The organism is Burkholderia sp. Tr-20355 (assembly GCF_017104685.1).
Classification (GTDB): Bacteria; Pseudomonadota; Gammaproteobacteria; order Burkholderiales; family Burkholderiaceae; genus Burkholderia; species Burkholderia seminalis.
This window is the reverse complement of sequence record NZ_JAAGPK010000050.1, coordinates 21,818-42,085: the sequence shown is the minus strand read 5'-3', so window position 1 is coordinate 42,085 and position 20,268 is coordinate 21,818. Positions and strand designations below refer to the sequence as shown.

The 20,268-nt window shown below is 69.2% G+C and carries 16 protein-coding genes; 8 read left to right on the top strand and 8 right to left on the bottom strand.

The genetic code is table 11. The features are described from left to right. Nucleotides 1-227: 227 nt before the first annotated feature. The 3 genes from bluB to G3N62_RS15830 form a co-directional block, all read right to left on the bottom strand. Nucleotides 228-977 carry a 5,6-dimethylbenzimidazole synthase gene (gene bluB / locus G3N62_RS15840; RefSeq protein WP_059557278.1) on the bottom strand — a complete coding sequence of 250 codons (750 nt, stop codon included), beginning with the start codon at nt 975-977 and terminating at the stop codon, nt 228-230. A gap of 111 nt (nt 978-1,088) precedes the next feature. Next, entirely contained in the window at nt 1,089-2,087 is a 999-nt protein-coding gene (locus tag G3N62_RS15835; protein ID WP_069706548.1) for a 2-hydroxyacid dehydrogenase, read from the bottom strand. A 30-nt stretch (nt 2,088-2,117) separates the two neighbouring features. Continuing rightward, nucleotides 2,118-3,101: a LysR family transcriptional regulator gene (locus tag G3N62_RS15830; RefSeq protein WP_034187231.1), complete on the bottom strand. Its 984-nt coding sequence runs from the start codon at nt 3,099-3,101 to the stop codon at nt 2,118-2,120. A 753-nt stretch (nt 3,102-3,854) separates the two neighbouring features. Between G3N62_RS15830 and G3N62_RS15825 the strand changes: the two genes are divergently transcribed. Next, nucleotides 3,855-5,066, top strand: coding sequence for an alanine--glyoxylate aminotransferase family protein (locus tag G3N62_RS15825; RefSeq protein WP_034187452.1), 1,212 nt, complete (start codon nt 3,855-3,857; stop codon nt 5,064-5,066). 27 nt (nt 5,067-5,093) lie between these two features. Here G3N62_RS15825 and G3N62_RS15820 read toward each other — a convergent pair whose 3' ends face one another. After that, nucleotides 5,094-6,029: an AraC family transcriptional regulator gene (locus tag G3N62_RS15820; protein WP_034187232.1), complete on the bottom strand. Its 936-nt coding sequence runs from the start codon at nt 6,027-6,029 to the stop codon at nt 5,094-5,096. Nucleotides 6,030-6,163: 134 nt separating this feature from the next. Here G3N62_RS15820 and G3N62_RS15815 point away from each other — a divergent pair, with 134 nt between their 5' ends. Further along, nucleotides 6,164-7,054: an EamA family transporter gene (locus G3N62_RS15815; protein WP_034187233.1), complete on the top strand. Its 891-nt coding sequence runs from the start codon at nt 6,164-6,166 to the stop codon at nt 7,052-7,054. A 108-nt stretch (nt 7,055-7,162) separates the two neighbouring features. On the opposite strand, the gene G3N62_RS15810 is transcribed toward G3N62_RS15815, so the two are convergent. Beyond that, the gene (locus G3N62_RS15810) at nt 7,163-8,377 is read right to left on the bottom strand and encodes an MFS transporter (protein ID WP_034187234.1); all 1,215 of its coding nucleotides are present in this window, start codon (nt 8,375-8,377) and stop codon (nt 7,163-7,165) included. Between the two features lie 338 nt (nt 8,378-8,715). Here G3N62_RS15810 and xdhA point away from each other — a divergent pair, with 338 nt between their 5' ends. The 4 genes from xdhA (at nt 8,716) to G3N62_RS15790 (ending at nt 13,756) form a co-directional block, all read left to right on the top strand. Beyond that, nucleotides 8,716-10,260 carry a xanthine dehydrogenase small subunit gene (xdhA, locus tag G3N62_RS15805; protein WP_124669259.1) on the top strand — a complete coding sequence of 515 codons (1,545 nt, stop codon included), beginning with the start codon at nt 8,716-8,718 and terminating at the stop codon, nt 10,258-10,260. Nucleotides 10,261-10,278: 18 nt separating this feature from the next. Next, nucleotides 10,279-12,642 (top strand): xanthine dehydrogenase molybdopterin binding subunit, encoded by a 2,364-nt coding sequence (gene xdhB, locus G3N62_RS15800; RefSeq protein ID WP_034187236.1) that lies wholly within the window; start codon nt 10,279-10,281, stop codon nt 12,640-12,642. 1 nt (nt 12,643) lies between these two features. Continuing rightward, nucleotides 12,644-13,261, top strand: coding sequence for a xanthine dehydrogenase accessory protein XdhC (xdhC, locus tag G3N62_RS15795; protein ID WP_034187237.1), 618 nt, complete (start codon nt 12,644-12,646; stop codon nt 13,259-13,261). A 93-nt stretch (nt 13,262-13,354) separates the two neighbouring features. Continuing rightward, on the top strand, nt 13,355-13,756 hold the full coding sequence (locus G3N62_RS15790; RefSeq protein WP_034187238.1) for a nuclear transport factor 2 family protein: 402 nt from the start codon (nt 13,355-13,357) through the stop codon (nt 13,754-13,756). Between the two features lie 11 nt (nt 13,757-13,767). Here the strand turns inward: G3N62_RS15790 and G3N62_RS15785 are convergent, their stop codons facing one another. The 3 genes from G3N62_RS15785 to G3N62_RS15775 form a co-directional block, all read right to left on the bottom strand. Next, nucleotides 13,768-14,715 (bottom strand): LysR family transcriptional regulator, encoded by a 948-nt coding sequence (locus G3N62_RS15785; RefSeq protein WP_124669258.1) that lies wholly within the window; start codon nt 14,713-14,715, stop codon nt 13,768-13,770. A 69-nt stretch (nt 14,716-14,784) separates the two neighbouring features. Continuing rightward, nucleotides 14,785-15,423 (bottom strand): DsbA family protein, encoded by a 639-nt coding sequence (locus G3N62_RS15780; RefSeq protein WP_034187240.1) that lies wholly within the window; start codon nt 15,421-15,423, stop codon nt 14,785-14,787. A 94-nt stretch (nt 15,424-15,517) separates the two neighbouring features. After that, a complete protein-coding gene (locus G3N62_RS15775; RefSeq protein WP_124669257.1) occupies nt 15,518-16,930 on the bottom strand; it encodes a TAXI family TRAP transporter solute-binding subunit in 1,413 nt (470 codons plus the stop codon). 438 nt (nt 16,931-17,368) lie between these two features. Here G3N62_RS15775 and G3N62_RS15770 point away from each other — a divergent pair, with 438 nt between their 5' ends. Continuing rightward, nucleotides 17,369-17,734 carry a BON domain-containing protein gene (locus tag G3N62_RS15770; protein WP_034187242.1) on the top strand — a complete coding sequence of 122 codons (366 nt, stop codon included), beginning with the start codon at nt 17,369-17,371 and terminating at the stop codon, nt 17,732-17,734. A 138-nt stretch (nt 17,735-17,872) separates the two neighbouring features. Next, the gene (locus tag G3N62_RS15765; RefSeq protein ID WP_206141254.1) at nt 17,873-19,963 is read left to right on the top strand and encodes a D-(-)-3-hydroxybutyrate oligomer hydrolase; all 2,091 of its coding nucleotides are present in this window, start codon (nt 17,873-17,875) and stop codon (nt 19,961-19,963) included. Nucleotides 19,964-20,268: the final 305 nt, after the last annotated feature.

Sequence of the window (20,268 nt, the reverse complement as noted above, 5' to 3'; positions counted from 1 at the left end):
AAAGCCGCCGCTCATGCCGGGCGCGGGATGCGCGGGACAGGCGGACGGTAAGACGGTCGACAGCCGCGATTCTACTTCAGTGAAAACCCCTACGCTCGGGGCCAAAACGGTTGTTGCCGGCGTGCGACGGGGCGCGATGCCGAAAGCTCACAGTGTGGGATCGGGCGGCGATTTTCCGCGTCGGGCCGTATCGGGGCCAGAGCGTAGGCAATTGCGAGGCGCCGCCGTCACGCGATGCGTTCGGGCGCGCCGCCGGGGAGGGCATCGGACGTGTTCGTCACGTCGGCATCCGATTCCGCATTCACGGGAGACGAGGCTGCGCGGGCGCCGTCGATGGCAGCCGGGTCGTCCCAGCCGTTCTCGAACAGGCATGCCTCGATCGGCATTCGCGCGGCCCAGCGCTCCTGTTCGAGCATCGGTTTCGCGTAGAACGCGTCGACGTGCCCGATGCACAGCACGGCGATCGGCTTCGCGCCGTCGGGCATGCGCAGCAGCATGCGCAGCGCATCGACGTCGAACAGCGATACCCAGCCCATCCCGAGCCCTTCCGCGCGTGCCGCGAGCCACATGTTCTGGATCGCGCATGCGGCGGATGCCAGATCCATCTCCGGCAGCGTGCGGCGGCCGAACACGTGGCGCTCGCGGCCGTCGGCGAGCGCCACGACCAGCAGCTCGCCGCATTCGCGCACGCCCTCGACCTTCAGCCGCATGAATGCGTCCTGGCGTTCGCCGAGCGCATCGGCGGTCGCGCGCCGCTCGGCCTCGACCAGCGCGTGGATCGCGGTGCGCAGCGCGGGATCGGTGATGCGGATGAAGCGCCAGGGCTGCATGAAGCCGACGCTCGGCGCATGGTGCGCCGCGCGCAGCAAGCGCGCGAGCACGGCTGGATCGACGGGCGCCGGCGTGAAGTGGCGCATGTCGCGCCGTTCGAAAATGGCGCGGTAGACCGCGGCGATGTCGGAGTCGTCGAAACGCATGAGCGGCAGGAGCAGGGAAGGACGTCGGCGCAACGATAGCAGACCGCGCACGTGCCGCGTTACGTCAGTCGAAACAAAAGGCGGGATTGTTGAGGGGGTGCGTGCGATGCGTCAGCGATTCGCGCTCACGACGTTTGCGGGCGTGCCCGCGTGCCACGCCTCGATGTTCAGCAGCGTCGTATGCGCGATCTCGGCCAGCGCCTCGCGCGTGAAGAACGCCTGGTGCGACGTGACGATCACGTTCGGGAACGTCAGCAGGCGCGCGAGCACGTCGTCCTGCAGCGGCAGGTCGGAGTGATCCTCGAAGAACAGCCCGCTTTCCTCTTCGTACACGTCGAGCCCGAGGTGGCCGAGCTGGCCGCTCTTGAGCGCGTCGACGAGCGCCTGTGCATCGACGAGGCCGCCGCGGCCGGTGTTGATCAGCATCGCGCCGTGCTTCATGCGCGCGAGCGTCTGCCCGTTGATCAGATGGTGCGTCGACGGCAGCAGCGGGCAGTGCAGGCTGACGATATCGGCGTGGCGCAGCAGCTCGTCGAGCTCGACGTAGCGCGCGCCGAACGCGATCAGCTCGTCGTTGTACGGCGGCACGGAGTGCGCGAGCACGTGCATTCCGAAGCCCATCATGATCTTCGCGAACACGCTGCCGATGATGCCGGTGCCGATCACGCCGACGGTCTTGCCGTGCAGGTCGAAGCCGAGCAGGCCGTTCAGCGAGAAGTCGCCCTCGCGGGTGCGCGCGACCGCGCGCGGCAGCCGGCGATTGAGCGCGAGGATCAGCGCGACCGCGTGCTCGGCAACCGCATGCGGCGAATACGCGGGCACGCGCACGACCGTGATGCCGAGCCGCGCGGCGGCCGCGAGGTCGACATGATTGAAACCGGCCGAGCGCAGCGCGATCAGCCGCGTGCCGCCGTCGGCGAGCCGTTCGAGCACGGCCGCGTCGACGGTGTCGTTGACGAACGGGCACACGACTTCATAGCCGTGCGCGAGGATCGCGGTTTCCGCGTCGAGGTGCGACGGCTGGAAATGCAGCCGATAGCCGAACTGCCGGTTGGCGGCGGTAAACGAATCGTCGTCGTACTGCCGGCTGCTGAACAGGATCATGCGCACGCTGCACCTCCGATGGCTGACGCGCGCAGTTTACTGCAGCCCCGTGACGATGTCGGGCCGCTCGGGCCCGCGCGGCGGCCGCAGGAAGCCGTAGTCCGTCCGGTCGCGGGGCGTCGGTGCGCTGAAGTGGTCGAGCGCGTGCTCGACGAAGCTGCGCGTGCGGGCCGGCACGTACTGGCGGTTCGGGTAGACGAGCGACAGTTGCGTGTCGGGATCGTCGATCCGGTAGCCGGCCAGCAGGCGCACGAGGGTGCCGCTGTTGAGCGCGTCGGCGACGCACGGCTCGGGCAGCACCGCGATGCCCGCGCCGGCCACGGCGGCGGCCTGCACCAGCGCGAGCTGGTTGACCGTGCATGCCGGGCGCACCGTGACCGAATGCGCGACGCCGTCGTGGCCGACCAGTTGCCACGATGGCGCATGCTGGTGCGGCGCGAGCGTGACCCAGTCGTGGCCCGGCAGGTCGTCGGGCGCGCGCGGCTCGCCGCGCCGGTCGAGATAGGCCGGCGCCGCGCATGCGACGAACGGGTTCGGCGCGAGCGCATGGCCGATCAGCGACGGATTGCCGTCGAACCGGTTGCCCGTGACGATGCCGACGTCGTAACCCGAATCGAGTACGTCGAGCGGCCCCTCGGCGACGGTCAGCTGTACGCGCAGCTCGGGGTAGCGGAGCCGGAAGCTGCTGACGAGCGGCGTCAGCGCCAGCGGCGACAGCAGCCCCGACGCCACGACGCGCAGCGTGCCGGCCGGCTCGCGCACGGCATGCGTGACGGACGACTCGAGGTGGTCGAATTCCTCGAGCAGCGCGCGGCAGCCGTCGAGGTAGCGCACGCCGGCCTCGGTGAGCGACAGGTTGCGCGTGGTGCGGTGGATCAGCCGTGTGTTCAGATGGCCCTCGAGCATCGCGATCGAACGCGTGACGAGTGCATTGGACACGCCGAGATGGTGCGCCGCGCGCCGGAAGCTTTGCTGCTCGGCGACGCAGACGAATACACGCATGGTCTGAATCTGGTTCATGGCTTGCGTATTTCTGGCCCGGTTGATTGATTATGGTTGTGATTTTTCGCCATGCGACCTCGAAAGCCCATCGCACGACCCCAGTTCTCCCTCGTATCGAAAAATCGTTTTTTTCGATTCCGCAGACGATTGTTCAATACTGAACCTATATTCGTCAACCTGAGAAAATGGGCGGGTTGCGGAAAATCGAAATCACGGGTAACGGTTAAACGTTGCAATGCAGCATTTGCGTACCGCGCAAAACTGACGCGGTATTGGAATATGCGCCAACGTGGCGAATATTATCTATGTTAATCAATGACTTGTTGGGTGATAAGGTAGCCTGATTTCGTTAATTTGCGGAGTCGTTCCCCAATACATGCTGCAGTAATGGATGTTTTCCGGGTGGAGGCGATATTGCATGCCGCATTCCGGGCGGCGGTTTTTATCGGGCAGCCGGTCTATTTCGACTGACGCGAAAGTCGTCGCATGCCACTGGTATCGGCGAATCGCGGCGTTATTGACGAAGAAAATCACGCGAGGCGGAAGCCGAATGGAACCGTTTCACGACCGGCCCGCCATCCCTTTTCAATCGGGATGGCCATCGCGCGACACGCACGCGGCCGGCTGGCCCGGTCAGGCGACCGGGCCACCGTCGCGCTGTCCGGCCGCGCGTGCCTCTTGCGCGAGGCCGCGGAACGCGGAATGATCGATCAGTTCGCCATGCCGTGCGGCGAGCGTCCGAGCATGTCCTTTCCTCACCTCTTGCCAGCCATGTCCATCGATTACTCGCCGATTCCCTGCCCCGTCGTCGTGCCGCTCGACGCGATCCTGCCCGAAGAACCGCTGCTGATGATGGGGGCCGGCCCGGTTCCGATTCCGGCCGCCGTCGCGAAGGCGAACACGATCGTGATCAACCACCTCGGCGCGACGATGGCGAAGATCATCGAGCAGGTGAAGGAGATGGCGCGCTACGTGTTCCAGACCCGCACGAAGTGGGTGCTCGGCGTCGCGGGCCCCGGTTCGGCGGCGATGGAGATGGCGATCTCGAACCTCGCGTGGCGCGGCACGCGCGTGCTGTCGATCCGCAACGGCTTCTTCAGCGCGCGGATGGCCGAGATGGCCACGCGCGTCGGCGCCGACGTCGCGACGCTCGAGGTGGCCGACCGTGCGGTCGCGAGCCTCGACGAGATCGCGGATGCGATCGCGCGCGAGCGGCCCGAGATCGTCACGATCGTGCAGGGCGAGACGTCGAACACGGTATGGAACCGCGACCTGCGCGAAATCGCGGCGCTCGCGAAGGCGGCCGGCGCGCTGGTCGTCGTCGACGCGGTGTGCACGTTGTCGACGATGCCGCTCGAGATGGACGCGTGGGGCATCGACGCGGTGATCACCGGCGGCCAGAAGGGGCTGTCGTCGATCCCGGGCGTGTCGCTGATCGCCTTCTCCGACGCCGCGTGGGAGCGCATGAAGCATCGCCCCGAGCCGAACGCGCACTGGTGCCTCGACATGGCGCTCGCGGAGAACTTCTGGCACAACGCCGGCTATCACTACACGGCGCCCGTGTCCGGCGTGCTGGCGCTGCACGAGGCGCTGCGGCTCGTCTGCGCGGAGACGCTCGAAAGCCGCTTTGCACGCCATCTGCGCTGCTCGCTCGCGCTGCAGGCGGGGGTCGAGTCGATGGGGCTCAGGCTCTACGCGCCGAAGGACTGCCGGCTCAATTCGGTGGTCGGGATCGAGACGCCGGAAGGGCTGACGCCCGGCATGGTCTGCGGCCATATCTCGAAGCAGTATCAGGTCGAGATCTCGGGCTCGTTCGGGTTGCCGATCGTACGGATCGGGCAGATGGGCGAGCAATGCCGCGAACACAACCTGTTCCGCACGCTGCATGCGTTCGGCCGCACGATGGTCGACCTGAAGGTGCCGGTCGACCTGCCGGCCGGTGTCGCGGCGCTCGAGCAGGAACTGTCCCGGCGCGGCGCGTAAGCGGGAAAGCGTGAAAACGGGCCGCGCTCAGCGGCCCTGCATCGCGCGCCGGTACGTATTCGGCGTCGTGCCGTGCGCGTCGCGAAAGCGGTGGCTGAAGTGGCCGGCGTTCGCGTAGCCGCAGTCGGCCGCGACCTGCGCGAGCGGCAATGCCGTCGTGCGCAGCAGCTCGCGCGCCCGTGCGAGGCGCTGCTCGGCCACCCACGCGTGCGGCGCGCGGCCGAACGACAGCCGGAACATCCGCGAGAAGTGGTATTCGGACAGCGCGGCGACCTCGGCCAGTTCGCCGAGCGTCAGCGGTTGCGTGAGATACGTGTCGATGTAGTCGCGCACGCGGCGGCGCACGGCCGGCGCGAGCCCGCCGCGGAACGTCGTGTCGGTGCGCGTCGTGCTCTGCCCGCGCAGCAGCAGGCTCAGCACCTCGTGCGCGGTCTCGTTCACGCGCAGCCGCTCGTCGGCGTCGTCCCAGCCGTCGAGCGCGAGCGAGCGCAGCAGCGCGGCGACGCGCGCATCCTCGAAATAGGTGCGATCGGCGAGCTTCAGCTCGCGCGGCTCGCGGTCGAGTTCGCGGATCGCGCGCTGCGTGAAGTGCTCGGGCAGGAAATACAGGTGGACGAAGTGCATCTCGCCGCGCACCCACCAGCGCGATTCATGGTCGCCCGGCAGCGCGCACAGCAGGCTCGGCGCGCCGTAGCGCGGCACGCGCTGGCGCTCGGTCCGGTAGCCGCCGTCGAGGTAGCACGACAGCGTGTGGTGGCCGGGCTGTTCGTAGACCGTCTCGCTTTCGTCGGTGATCCGCGTCCATTCGGCGATCGCGAGGTGGTCGCCGAGCCACGCGAAGCGCTCGAGCGTCGCGTTCGCCTCGGCGAGGGTGCGGCAGACCGACTGCAGGCCGAACGGCAGATCGCCGCCGGCCAGGGCGGCGGCGTGGTCGACGGGTGGGGCGGAGAGGGAGAGGCTCATGATGGGCCGAGTATAAGCGGGCGCGCGGCAGCGCGTGCGGCGTCCCGAAAAAGACCGCAATTCCGGACAATCGTCCCACCCCGCGCGGCGGCATAGTCGGGATCCCGATTCACCCGATTTTCCGGATTGCCGCCATGAACCTGTCGCTTTATTTCGTCACCGTGCTGATCTGGGGCACCACCTGGATCGCGATCAAGTGGCAGCTCGGCTCGGTGCCGCCGCCCGTGTCGATCGCATGGCGCTTCTGGCTCGCGGCCGTCGTGCTGTTCGCGCTGCTGCGCGTGATGCGCCGGCCGGTGCGCCCGCCGCGCGACGCGTGGCGTTTCCTCGTCGCGCAGGGTTTCGCGCTGTTCTGCGTGAACTTCCTGTGCTTCTACTATGCGGAGCAGGTCGTGCCGAGCGGCCTCGTCGCGGTGATCTTCTCGACCGCGCCGCTCTTGAATTCGATCAACGGCCGGCTGTTCATGGGCCGCCCGCTGCGGCCGTCGGCGATCGCCGGCGCGTTGCTCGGGCTGACCGGCATCGCGTGCCTGTTCTGGCAGCAGATGGCCGGCCATCTCGACGATCATGCGACCTGGACGGGGCTCGCGATCGCGTTCGCGGGCACGATGTGCTTCTCGATCGGCAACCTGCTGTCGAGCCGGATGCAGTCGATGGGGCTGCACCCGCTCGTGACCAACGGCTGGGCGATGCTGATCGGCGCGGCGATCCTGACCGTCGGCAGCGTGGCGGCCGGGATGCCGTTCACGCTCGATACGAGCCCGCGCTATCTGGGGGCGCTCGTCTACCTGGCCGTGCCGGGCTCGGTGATCGGTTTCACCGCGTACCTGACGCTCGTCGGCCGGATCGGGCCGGAACGCGCCGCGTACTGCACGGTGCTGTTCCCGATCGTCGCGCTGGCCGTGTCGACGGTGTTCGAGGGTTACCAGTGGTCGCCGCTCGCGGTGATCGGGCTGCTGCTCGTGGTGGCCGGCAATCTCGTCGCGTTCGACCTGACGCGCCGGCTGTTCTTGCGGACGGCCTGAGCGTCGCGGTCGCCGACGAATAAAAAACGCCTGCGCGATGCAGGCGTTTTTCTTGAGGCGCCGGCGGCGCGACGGGCGCGACCGGCTGCCGTCCGACGCACGACATGGTCAGGCCGCGGCGCCGCTCCCCGCCACGCGCCCCTGCCGCTGGTACAGCATCATCGACAGGGCGACGCCCGCGGCGGCGGCCACCGCCGCGAACAGGAACACCTGCGGATAGCCGAACGCGCCCGCGACATAGCCCGCGAGGGGGCCCGTGATGCCGAGCGACAGGTCGAGGAACACCGAATACGCGGACAGCGCCGCGCCGCGGCTCGCGGGCGGCACGAGCGCGACGGCCTCGACGCCGAGCGCCGGGAAGATCAGCGCGAAGCCGAAACCCGTCAGCGCGGCGCCGACGAGCGCGATGTGCGGCACCGGCGCGAGCCACAGCAGCAGCAGGCCCGAACATTCGAAGGCGAACGACACGATCGCGACGCGGAAGCCGCCGTAGGTCTTGATCGTGTTCGCGAACAGCAGCCGCGCGCCGATGAACAGCGTGCCGAACACGGTCAGCGACAGCGCGGCGTTCGGCCAGTGGCGCGCCGCGTAGTACAGCGTGACGAAGGTCGCGATCGAGCCGAAGCCGGCCGAACCGAGCGCCAGGCCGAGGCCGTGCGGCAGCACGCGCGTGAACACGCTCGCATACGACATCCGCTCGCCGTGCACGAGCGGCACCGGGGCGATCAGGCGCGCGAGGTAGAAGCCGCTCGCGGCCAGCGCGATCACGATCACGCCGATCAGCGCCGGGTTCAGCGTATTCGCGATCGCGACGCCGACCGGCGCGCCGAGCGCGAGCGCGCCGTAGGTCGCGATGCCGTTCCACGAGATCACCTTCGCGTTGTGCGCGACGCCGACGCGGCCGATGCCCCACAGGATCGCGCCGGTGCCGCACAGGCTTTCGCCGACGCCGAGCACGAGCCGGCTTGCGACCAGCAGCACGAGGCTCGCGACCGGCCAGCGCGCGAGCAGCAGCGCGACGAGCAGCAGCACGCCCGACGCGCCGCAGCCGATCAGCCCGCGCAGCACCGTCTGCTTCGGGCCGAGCGTATCGGCCAGGCGCCCGGCGAGCGGCCGCGACGCGAGCGTCGCGAAGTACTGGACGCTGATCGCGCCGCCCGCGACGATCGCGGAAAAGCCGAGGTCGCCATGGACGAAGCCCGGCAGCACCGCGAGCGGCAGGCCGATGGTCAGATAGCAGATGAACGTGAAGCAAACGACGGACACGATTTGCAGCGTGACCGCGAACCCGCTGCGCGGCGGTGTGGCGGAATCGGAGGACATGGGGTCGGAACGAATGAACGAAGCAGACGGAAGACGGCGAAAAAGGGAATCGGGATTTTCCCATGGAACCGGTTTTCCCGCAGGTACCATTTAGTTCATCGCGACCTGTTTTCGGCGATGGCGGATGGCTGCGGGGGCGTCGGGCACGGGCGCGGAGTACCGTGCGGAAAGGGCCGCGGGCGGCCCCGGCGCTCATATCGCGGCAGTTATATGGGCCCCATGCGTGATGGGCTATGGGTTGCGAAATTTGATGGTGATAGCGTGCAAACTGTCAGAAAAACGTCGGTCGGGCGCTCCGCGCAGGCCGCCTTGCCCCCCAATTGAAGAACCATCGAGACATGAGTGAGCCGATCCGCTTCTACCATCGTCACGCGATCCGCGAAGTCAGCGGCGCGGACGTCACCCGCACCGTGCTGCAGTACCTGCGCGAGGACGCGCATTGCACCGGCACCAAGGAAGGCTGCGCGGAAGGCGACTGCGGCGCGTGCACGGTCGTCGTCGGCGAGCTGACCGATGCCGGCGCGGTCGAGTTCAAGGCCGTCAACGCCTGCATCCAGTTCCTGCCGACGCTCGACGGCAAGGCGCTGCTCACGGTCGAGGACCTGCGCCAGCCGGACGGTGCGCTGCATCCGGTGCAGCAGGCGATGGTCGACTGCCACGGTTCGCAATGCGGGTTCTGCACGCCCGGCTTCGTGATGTCGATGTGGGCGCTGTACGAGAAGCATGGCCACGAAGGCTGTGCCGGCGCGTGCACGAAGGCGAAGGACGTGCCGACGCGCACCGAGATCGCCGATGCGCTGACCGGCAACCTGTGCCGCTGCACCGGCTATCGCCCGATCGTCGATGCGGCCGTGCAGATGTTCGATGCGCCGGCGCCGTCGGCACCGGTCGACACGGCCGCGCTGGCCCGCACGCTCGCGTCGCTCAAGCGCGACGACACGTTCGACTACACGACGAGCGACGGCGCGCGCTTCGCGGCGCCGCGCACGCTCGACGCGCTGGCCGCGCTGAAGGCCGAGCGTCCCGACGCGCGCATCCTCGCGGGCAGTACCGACATCGGCCTGTGGGTCACCAAGCAGATGCGCCGGCTCGACGACCTGATCTACGTCGGCCGGATCGCCGAGTTGCAGCGCCTCGCCGAACGCGGCGACTGGATCGAGATCGGCGCGGGCGTGACGGTCGAGAAGGCCTATGCGGCACTGGCCGGCACGTACCCGGAACTGACCGAGATGTGGAAGCGCTTCGCGTCGCTGCCGATCCGCAACGCGGGCACGATCGGCGGCAACGTCGCGAACGGCTCGCCGATCGGCGATTCGATGCCGGGCCTGATCGCGCTCGGCGCGCGCGTCGTGCTGCGCGGCGGCGACACGGTGCGCGAGCTGCCGCTCGAAGCGCTGTACACGGGGTACCAGCAGAAGGACATGGCGCCGCACGAATTCGTCGTCGGCCTGAAGGTGCCGACCCGCACCGGCGCCCGCGAGAAGCTGCAGTTCCGCACGTACAAGCTGTCGAAGCGGTTCGACTCCGACATCTCGGCCGTGTGCGCGGCCTTCGCGTTCATCGCGGACGGCGACACGATCCGCGAGCCGCGCATCGCGTTCGGCGGGATGGCCGCGACGCCGAAGCGGGCGACCCACACCGAAGCCGTGCTCGACGGCGCGCAATGGCACGAAGCCACCGCGCAGGCCGCGATGCAGGCGCTCGAGCGCGACTACCAGCCGCTGTCCGACATGCGCGCGACGAGCACGTACCGCCTCGATACCGCGAAGAACCTGATGTACCGATTCTGGCTGGAGACGCGCCCGCACGACCCGCTGCCGCCGCAAGCCCTGAATGTGCGTGAAGTGGCCGCCGAAGCTGGCGCCGGCGCGGCGCGCGTCTGAAGACGGAGAACCCCGACAATGAACCAGCAAGCAGAACCGTTCCTGAGCACCCTCGACCCGCAAGCCGACGCCGCGCAGGTCCACGTGTCGCGCGCGCACGAATCCGCGCACCTGCACGTCAGCGGACGCGCCACCTACACCGACGACATTCCGGTCGTCGCGGGCACGCTGCACGCGGCGCTCGGCCTGTCGGCGAAGCCGCACGCGAGGATCGTGTCGATGAACTTCGACGCGGTGCGCGCGACGCCGGGCGTGGTCGCCGTGTTCACGGCCGACGATATTCCCGGCGTCAACGATTGCGGCCCGATCATCCACGACGACCCGGTGCTCGCGAAGGGCATCGTGCAGTTCGTCGGCCAGCCGATGTTCATCGTCGTCGCGACGTCGCACGAAATCGCGCGGCTCGCCGCGCGCCGCGCGCAGGTCGACTACGAGGAGCTGCCGGCGATCCTGACCGCGCAGGAGGCGCGCGCGGCCGAAACCTACGTGATCCCGCCGCTGAAGCTCGCGCGCGGCGACGCGGCCGCGCGGCTCGCCGTCGCGCCGCACCGCGAGTCGGGCGAGATGCTGCTCGGCGGCCAGGAGCAGTTCTATCTCGAAGGCCAGATCGCCTACGCGGTGCCGAAGGACGACGACGGGATGCACGTGTACTGCTCGACGCAGCACCCGAGCGAGATGCAGCACCTCGTCGCGCATGTGCTCGGCGTCGCGTCGCACAACGTGCTCGTCGAATGCCGCCGGATGGGCGGCGGGTTCGGCGGCAAGGAATCGCAGTCGGGCCTGTTCGCGTGCTGCGCGGCGCTCGCCGCGTGGAAGCTGCTGTGCCCGGTGAAGCTGCGTCCGGACCGCGACGACGACATGATGATCACCGGCAAGCGGCACGACTTCCATTACCGCTTCGACGTCGGCTACGACGACGACGGCCGCATCGACGGCGTGGCGCTCGACATGACGTCGCGCTGCGGTTTCTCGGCCGACCTGTCGGGCCCGGTGATGACGCGCGCGGTATGCCACTTCGACAACGCGTACTGGCTCGGCGACGTCGCCATCGCCGGCTACTGCGGCAGGACCAACACGCAGTCGAACACCGCGTTCCGCGGCTTCGGCGGCCCGCAGGGCGCGTTCGCGATCGAGTACATCCTCGACGACGTCGCGCGTTCGCTCGGCCGCGATCCGCTCGACGTGCGCTACGCGAACCTGTACGGCAAGACCGAACGCAACGTGACGCCGTACGGGCAGACGGTCGAGGACAACGTGCTGCAGGAGCTGCTCGGCGAACTCGAGGCGACGAGCGACTACCGCGCACGGCGCGCGGGCGTGCGCGAATTCAACGCGCGCAACGCGGTGCTGAAGAAGGGCATCGCGATCACGCCGGTGAAGTTCGGCATCGCCTTCAACGTCACGCACTTCAACCAGGCCGGCGCGCTGGTGCACATCTACACCGACGGCTCGGTGCTGGTGAACCACGGCGGCACGGAGATGGGGCAGGGGCTCAACACGAAGGTCGCGCAGGTCGTCGCTCACGAGCTCGGCATCCGCTTCGGCCGGATCCGCGTGACGGCGACCGACACGAGCAAGGTCGCGAACACGTCCGCGACGGCCGCGTCGACGGGCTCCGACCTGAACGGCAAGGCCGCGCAGGATGCGGCGCGCCAGCTGCGCGAGCGGCTCGCGGTGTTCGCGGCGAAGCAGTTCGGCGACGGCAAGGTCGAGGCGGCCGACGTGACGTTCGGCAACGACGTCGTGTCGGTCGGCGGCCACGGCGTGCCGTTCGGCGAGGTGATCGCGAAGGCGTACCTCGCGCGCGTGCAGCTGTGGTCCGACGGCTTCTACGCGACGCCGAAGCTGTACTGGGACCAGTCGAAGCTGCAGGGCCGGCCGTTCTACTACTACTCGTATGGCGCGGCCGTGTCGGAAGTCGTGATCGACACGCTGACGGGCGAGATGCGCACGCTGCGCGTCGATGCGCTGCACGACGTGGGCGCGTCGCTGAACCCGGCGCTCGACGTCGGCCAGGTCGAAGGCGCGTTCATCCAGGGGATGGGCTGGCTCACGACCGAGGAGCTGTGGTGGAACAAGGGCGGCAAGCTGATGACGCACGCGCCGTCGACGTACAAGATCCCGACGGTGAACGACACGCCGCCCGAGTTCAACGTGCGGCTGTTCCGGAACCGCAACATCGAGGACAGCATCCACCGTTCGAAGGCCGTCGGCGAGCCGCCGCTGCTGCTGCCGTTCTCGGTGTTCTTCGCGGTGCGCGACGCGGTCGCGGCCGTGGGCGACTACCGGGTGAACCCGCCGCTCGACGCGCCGGCCACCGGCGAGTCGATCCTGCGCGCGATCACGGCAGTGCGTGCGGCCCGCGCCACGCAGGCAGGCTGACATGAACGGCCCCGCACGTTCGCTTCGCACCGCGCCGGCCCCGGCGTTCGCGCAGGGCACCGGCCAGCGCAACCGCGCGAGCGGCGCGCCGGCGCCGATGCACATCGTGCTGTTCGGCGCCGGGCACGTCGGTCACGCGCTCGTCACGCTGCTCGGCGCGCTGCCGTGCGTCGTGCAGTGGGTCGACACGCGCGACGAGCTGTTCCCGGACGAATGTCCGCCGAACGTGCAGCCGGAGCCGACCGACACGCCGGAGGCCGTCGTCGACGCGGCGCCGCCGGGCGCGTACTTCCTCGTGATGACGCACAACCACGCGCTCGACTTCTCGCTCGCCGCGCGGATCATGCGGCGGCGCGACTACGCGTACTTCGGGATGATCGGCTCGCGCACCAAGCGCGTGAAGTTCGAGCGCCGGCTCGCCGCGCGCGGTGTCGATCCGGCGCGGCTCGTGGAGATGGTGTGCCCGATCGGCGTCGCGGGTATCGTCGACAAGGCGCCGGGCGCGATCGCGGTGGCCGTGTGCGCGGAGCTGCTGCAGGCGCGCTCGGGCATGCCGGTGGCCGATGCGAAGGCGCTGGCGGCCGGCCGCGCATGCGACGAGGTGTCCTGCTCGCGGTAGCACCGCGCGGCCGGCGCAGGGCCGCGCGTTTTTGCATACACTGCACGGCAACGCGCGGCATCGGGCTGCGCATCCCGTCACCGTGCACATGCCATGTCCGATCACCCGATCTATCTCGACGCGCTCGATGCGAGCGTCGCCGCCATCGAGCGCTGGCTGTCCGGCATCGACACCGCGCCCGCGGCGCTCGACGCGCTGCTCGCCGCGTTTTCCCCCGGCTTCACGATGATCCTGACCGATGGCCGCGTGGTCGACCGTGACGGCACGCGCGCGCTGTTCGCGAAGCTCGTCGGCGCGAAGCCGGGGCTGCGCATCACGCTGTCGGAGATCCGCGTGCTCGCGGCCGACGCATCGCATGCGGTGATCACCTATCTCGAAGCGCAGCACGCGGCGGCGGGCGCGCTGCCTGCGCGCCGCGCGACGGCCGTGTTCGAGCGCGACGCGGCGGGCGTCGTGCGCTGGACCCATCTGCAGGAAACCTTCTGCACGGCCTGAGCGGCCGCGTATCAGCGCTTGCGCGTGCGGGCGACCGTCAATTCGTCGGACACGCTCTGCATCAGCGCGCCCAGCCACGCGATGTCGGTCGGCCGGTCGGGCTGCGGATGCGTGAGCAGGTAGCTCTTGATGCGCTGGAACGGCACGGGCGGCGTGACGACGACGAGCGGCAGCAACTGCGCATAGTGCGTCGCGAAGCGGCGCGTCGTCGTGAAGATCAGGTCCGACTGCAGCAGTACCTGCGGCACGATCCCGAAGTACGGCAGCGTCGTCACGATGCGCCGCGTGAGGCGCGCACGAGCGAGGCCGATCTCGATCGCGTTGCGCTTGTCGCCGGTGTACGGCGTCGGCGCGACGTGCGCGGCCGACGCATACGCTTCGCGCGTGAGCGGCACGTGCGCGAGCGGATGCGTATCGCGCATCAGGCATACGATCGTGTCGGAGAAGAGATCCTGGCGCACGAACCGCGGGTCGGGCTTCGGCCAGTTGCCGATCACGAGGTCGAGCGCGCCCGATTCGAGCGCGCCCGCGTGGTCGAGCGCGGGATTCAGCGAGTCGATTTCCAGATGCGCATGCGGCGCCGCGTCGCGAAAGCGCTCGATCAGCGTCGGCATGAAGAAATCGTTCAGGTAGTCGGGCGCCGCGACGCGGAACGTGCGCCGCGCGGACGACGGATCGAAGTCGCCGTGCGGCGTCGCGATGAAGTCGACCTCGCGCAGCGCGCGCGACGCGGCCTCGAGCAGCGATGCGCCGTATTCGGTCGGCACCATGCCGGATTTGCCGCGCACGAGGATCGGGTCGTTCAGCGTCTCGCGCAGCTTGCGCAGCGCGGTGCTGATCGCGGGCTGGGTCTGGTTCAGCCGCAGCGCGGCCTGCGTGACGCTGCGCTCGAGCAGCAGCGTGCGCAACACGCGCACGAGCCAGATATCGAGCGAGGCGGTACGGTCGTCGTCTTCCATCGGATGGGGGTGATTCGGGTGACGCGTAACCTTACCGCAGCCGCGCGTTGGCGTGCGTGATACCGGCCATCACGCGCGACCCTTCGGCAGCGCACTGATCCGCTTGACCTCGCGCGATTCGAGCCAGTTCGGCGTGCGTGCGCAGTACAGCACCATCGGCAGCGCATCCTCGCCCCAGAACAACTGCTTGTTCATCCAGAACGTCGGCACGCCGAACACGCCGAGCGCGATCGCATCGGCGTTGTTGCGGGCCAGTTGCGCGCTCGTTTCCTCGAATTCGATCAGCGCATCGCCATGGCCGACGCCGACGCGCTCGCACAGCGCCGCGAAGCCTTCCGGCGTCGACGGATCGTTGCCCTCGCGCCAGATGAAGCGGAACATTTCCAGCACGGTCGCGATGTCGGCGCGCAGCGCGATCGCGAGGCGCAGCAGCTTGTCGGAATCGAACGGGTGCGCGGGCGGCATCTTGAAGCGAATGCCGAGCTGTTCCGCGCGGAACAGCGCGTGACGGTACGTGAACACGCGCTTGGCCGGCACGTCGGCGCTCGGGCGCTGCCCCCAGTGGCGCTGCAGGTCGAGCAGCGAGACGGCGACGGGTTCGAACGGCACGTCCGGCCATTTGTCGTGCTGCTCGAGCAGCAGATACGAGAACGGCGACACGAAGTCGAAGAACCAGGCAGGTTGGGCGGTATCGAGGCCGGTTGTCATGTCGTTCTCCAGAGGGTGGGGCGTGCGGCGCCTGGCGGCGGCCTCCATGTTACGCGGCGGCACGCGCATGCAGCAATGATCGCGGATCGTCCGCTCACGCGGAACCGGGAGTCGCCCGGGGGGCGCCGTCGGCCGGCGGCGGCGCGGCTTCGGCGCGTGCCGGCGTGTCGGGGTCGTGCGACGTGAGCCGCTCGCGCACGAAGCCGATGTGCTCGCGCAGCACGTAGAACTGCCCGGCGTACGCGAGCGGCATCTTCATCCGGTTCACGGCTTCCTCGATGTCGTCCAGTTGGTCGAGCAGCTGGACGCGTTCCTCGGCGGTGTGCTCGCCGAGCGCGCTGCGCTCGAGCGCGATCAGCGCGCCGTACCAGCGGTAGATGCGCGAGCGCACGCGCCAGCCGTACAGCGACGGCACGAGCCGCAGCCCGGGGATCAGGACGACGATCAGCGGCACGACCACCACCAGCAGCCGGTCGACCAGGCTCGCGACCCAGAACGGCAGCCGCCGGTACAGGAAGGTCTTGCCCGACTTGTAGTAGCGCGCGGCGTCGTCGGACAGCGGGAATCCGCGCGTGACGGACGACGGGAACTCGCCCGCGTGCTGCAGGATCGTCGCGTGGCCGTGCACCTCGCGCGCGGCCTCGATCAGCAGGTCCGACAGCGCGGGGTGCAGCGAATCGCGCGCGACGAGTTCGATCGTCGGTGCAACCGTGTGGATGTCGGCCGGCGGCAGGTTGCGGCCGAGATCGTAGACGCCCATCGGCAGCGTGATCGCGGTCAGGTAAGGAAAGCGCCGTGCATACGCCTCGGCCTGCGTGAACGAGTACACGTGCACGCCCGGCGCACGGAACAGTTTCGCCATCACCGGGATCTGCGTCGAGTCGCCGGACAGGAACGCCGCGTCGATCTTGCCGTCGAGCAGCGCGGTTGCCGCGTCCTCGCCGGCGGTCGGCAGCAGCTCGGTCGAGCCGCCCGGCACGATGCCGTTCATCTTCAGCAGCGCGAGGCTCAGCTCGCGCGCGCCGCTGCCTTCCGCGCCGAGCGCGAGCCGCTTGCCCTTGAAGTCGGACAGGCGCGCGACCACCGGGCCGCGGTACATGATCGCGAGCGGCACGTAACCGATGCTGCCGAGCGACACGAGGTGCTCGTCGCGCTCCTTCGGGCCGATGCCGCTCTGCACGAAACCGACGTCGACCGGCGCGTTCGGGTTGGACAGCCGCGCGAGGTTCTGCGCGGATCCTTCAGACGACTGGACGTCGAGCGTGACGCCGTTCTTCGCGAGGATCGTCTTGTACTTCTGCGCGGCGTTCCAGTACGTGCTGCCGGGCGGGCCGGACGAGATCACGAGCGTGGACGGCGGCGCCGGCTGGATCAGCCTGACGGCGAGCCAGACGGCCGCGGCGGCGAGCAGGACGGTCGGGCCGATCGACAGCGCGAGGTCGCGCCACGACACCGCGACGAAGCGGGCGAGGATGCGACGAGGCGGACGAGGGCGGGCAGGCTTCATGGGGTCGACGGATGACGCTGGCGTGACGCATCGATGACGGTCGGGCGATTGTCGCGGGCGATGCGGATGCTCGCGGCGATGGTACCCGGTTTCACCGTGCGTGCGCGAATCGGGCAGCCCGGCGCGGCGCGGCGGCGACAGCGGCGGGCGGCCCCGCGTCAAAAGCTTTGCGCTTCCGCGGGCGCTGGATTACATTGTGCGACGCAGCCGCGCCCGATTCGCGCGCGACCCGGCACGCAATGAGACCGGGCGCGTCCGGCCGGCGGCTGTCCGGCCCGGCCGGCCCGCTATCAGCGTGCGCCGGCCGCCGGCCCGTGTCGCCTCTCTCGTATCGCCGTGGAAAACACCGGCTGTCCCGCCCGTTCGCGCGCGGGCCGGCTGTTTTTGGGGTATCCGGCCGTACTGTGCACGGCCGTTCCGGAGTGATAAGGAGATAGCATGAAGTCGATCGTGTTGAGAGCGTTGGGCGTTGCCGCCGTGGCGGCCTGCCTGTCGGGCAGCGTGTATGCGCAGTCGAGCGACGCAGCGGCAACGGAAGCGCCGGCGGCCGCGACGAGCGCGCCGAAGGCCGCCGCGAAAACCGCGAAGAAGGCCAACCGCAAGCTCGGCTACGCGGTGCGCAAGGCCATTTCGAAGGAACAGGGCGTGAACGTGTCGAACCTCGTCGTTCGTTCGAAGGGCGGCGCGATCACGCTGGAAGGCACGATGCCGGCCCAGGACCAGATCGACAAGGCCGAAGCCGCGGCGAAGGACGTGAAGGGCGTGACGTCGGTCACGAACAAGCTGACGGTTCAGCAGCAGTGATGCCGGGCGGCGGCGCGCGAGCGCCGCGCGCGCCCGTTTCCAGGCGGGCCCCGGCATGCCGGGGCCCGTTTGCGCTTCAGAGGCCGCGGGCCGCGCGCGACGCGGCGGCGGACCGATAACGAAATCGAGGGGGCGGCGATGACGAGACTCGGGTGGGGCAGGCGGATGGGGTGGGGCGCGGTGCTGGCAGCGCTCGCGATGCTCGGTGCGTGCAACGGCGACGATACGGCCGAGCGCAATCGGCTGCCCGGCTTCGTGTCCGGCAGCGTGCGCACGACGGCCTACGACGGCGCGAGCGACGACCTGCTGACGGCCGGCCTCGGCAAGACGGGGCTGGCGGCGGCGAGTGCGCCCGGCTTCGCGAATCCGGCGCGGCCGACGAGCGCCGAGTTGCGCCGCCTCGCGATCTGGTCGAACTACCGTGCGCTCGTCGACATGAGCGTGAACGGCGGTTACGGCCGCTTCTGGGGGCCGAACGTCGATCTCGACGGCAACGACACGCTCGGCGAAGGCAAGATCCCCGGCACCGAATACCTCGCGTACTCCGACGACGGCAGCGGCACCAGGAACGTGACGCTGCTCGTCCAGGTTCCCGCCCGCTTCGATCCCGCGCAGCCATGTATCGTCACCGCGACGTCGTCGGGCTCGCGCGGCGTGTACGGCGCGATCTCCGCGGCCGGCGAGTGGGCGCTCAAGCGCGGCTGCGCGGTGGCCTACAACGACAAGGGCGGCGGCAACGGCGCGCACGAGCTCGGTACCGATACCGTCACGCTGATCGACGGCACGCTCGCCAACGCGGTGCTGGCCGGCACCGCGAGCCTGTTCACCGCGAACGTGACGAGCGGCGATCTCGCCGCGTTCAACAACCGCTTTCCGAACCGCTACGCGTTCAAGCATGCGCATTCGCAGCAGAATCCCGAGCAGGACTGGGGACGCGTGACGTTGCAGTCGGTCGAGTTCGCGTATTGGGCGATCAACGAGCAGTTCGGGCCGCTGATCGACGGTTCGCATCACGGCGTGCGCTATCGCGCGGGCGACATCACGACGATCGCCGCGTCGGTCAGCAACGGCGGCGGCGCGTCGCTCGCGGCGGCCGAGCAGGACAGCCGCGGCTGGATCACCGCGGTCGTGGTCGGCGAGCCGCAGATCAACGTGCGGATGTCGCCGAATGCGGTCGTGCGCACGGGCGGCCAGCCGGTGCCGTCGTTCGGCCGGCCGCTGGCCGACTACGCGACGCTCGCGAACCTGCTGCAGCCGTGCGCGGCCGCGTCGGCGTCGCTCGCCGGCGCGTCGTACCTGAGCGCGCTGCCGGCCGCGACCACGCAGTCGATCCGCACCCAGCGCTGCGCGACGCTCGCCGCGGCCGGGCTCGTGTCGGGCGCCGACACGCAGAGCCAGGCGGCCGACGCGCTCGCGCAGCTCCATGCGGCCGGTTATCTGGCCGATTCCGACCTGCTGCAGGCGCCGATGTGGGATTCGCAGGCGATTCCGGCGATCGCGGTCACCTACGCGAATGCGTACACGCGCTCGCGCGTCACCGACAACCTGTGCAACTTCAGCTTCGCGACGACCGATCCGGCGACGGGCGCGGTCGCGGCGCCGGCTGCCTCGCCGATGCCGGCCGTGTTCGGCGTCGGCAACGGCGTGCCGCCGACGGCCGGCATCAACCTCGTGTTCAACAACGGCGCGGGTGTCGACCACCGGCTCGCGACGCCCGATGCGAGCTTCGCGGGCGCGCTGTGCCTGCGCCAGCTGTGGACGAACGGGATGCTCGGGATGCCCGCGAACGTCGATGCGGTACGCGTGAACGCGAACCTGCACGGCAAGCCGGCGATCATCGTGCAGGGCCGCAGCGACGCGCTCGTGCCGGTGAACCACGCGTCGCGCGCATACGTCGCGCAGAACGGCATCAGCGAAGCCGGGCGCAGCCAGCTCGTGTTCTACGAGGTGACGAACGGCCAGCACTTCGACGCGTTCCTGCCGGTTGCGGGCTTCGACACGCGCTTCGTGCCGGTCCACTACTACAACCTGCAGGCGCTGAACCTGATGTGGCAGCACCTGAAGAACGGCGCGCCGCTGCCGCCGTCGCAGGTGATCCGCACGGTGCCGCGCGGCGGCAGCCCGGGCGCCGCGCCGGCGCTGACGAGCGCGAACCTGCCGCCGATCTCGGCCGCGCCGGGCGCGAACGCGATCACGACCGGCGCCGGCGCGATCGACGTGCCGCTCTGACGGCCGCCGCCGCGCCGCCCCCGCCAGGCCGGACAGTCGTCCGGCTTTTTTCTTTTCGTCGTCTGGAATCGGTCCCGTATAGCCTTTTATCGGATTGGCGAGCGCCGTAACAAATTGTTACTTTACGGCGGAAAATCCGGAACCTATTATGCGCCGGTATTTTCACTTAATTTAATAAATTCCAGATACGAGAATATTCCTTTCCGTTTGGTTAATCGATCCTTTCGATTTTGTTAAATCGGCTCGGACTGCGCTTGGTCGCCGTTTGGCGATTAATCTGCATCCCGCCGAGGGGGTTCGTTCGT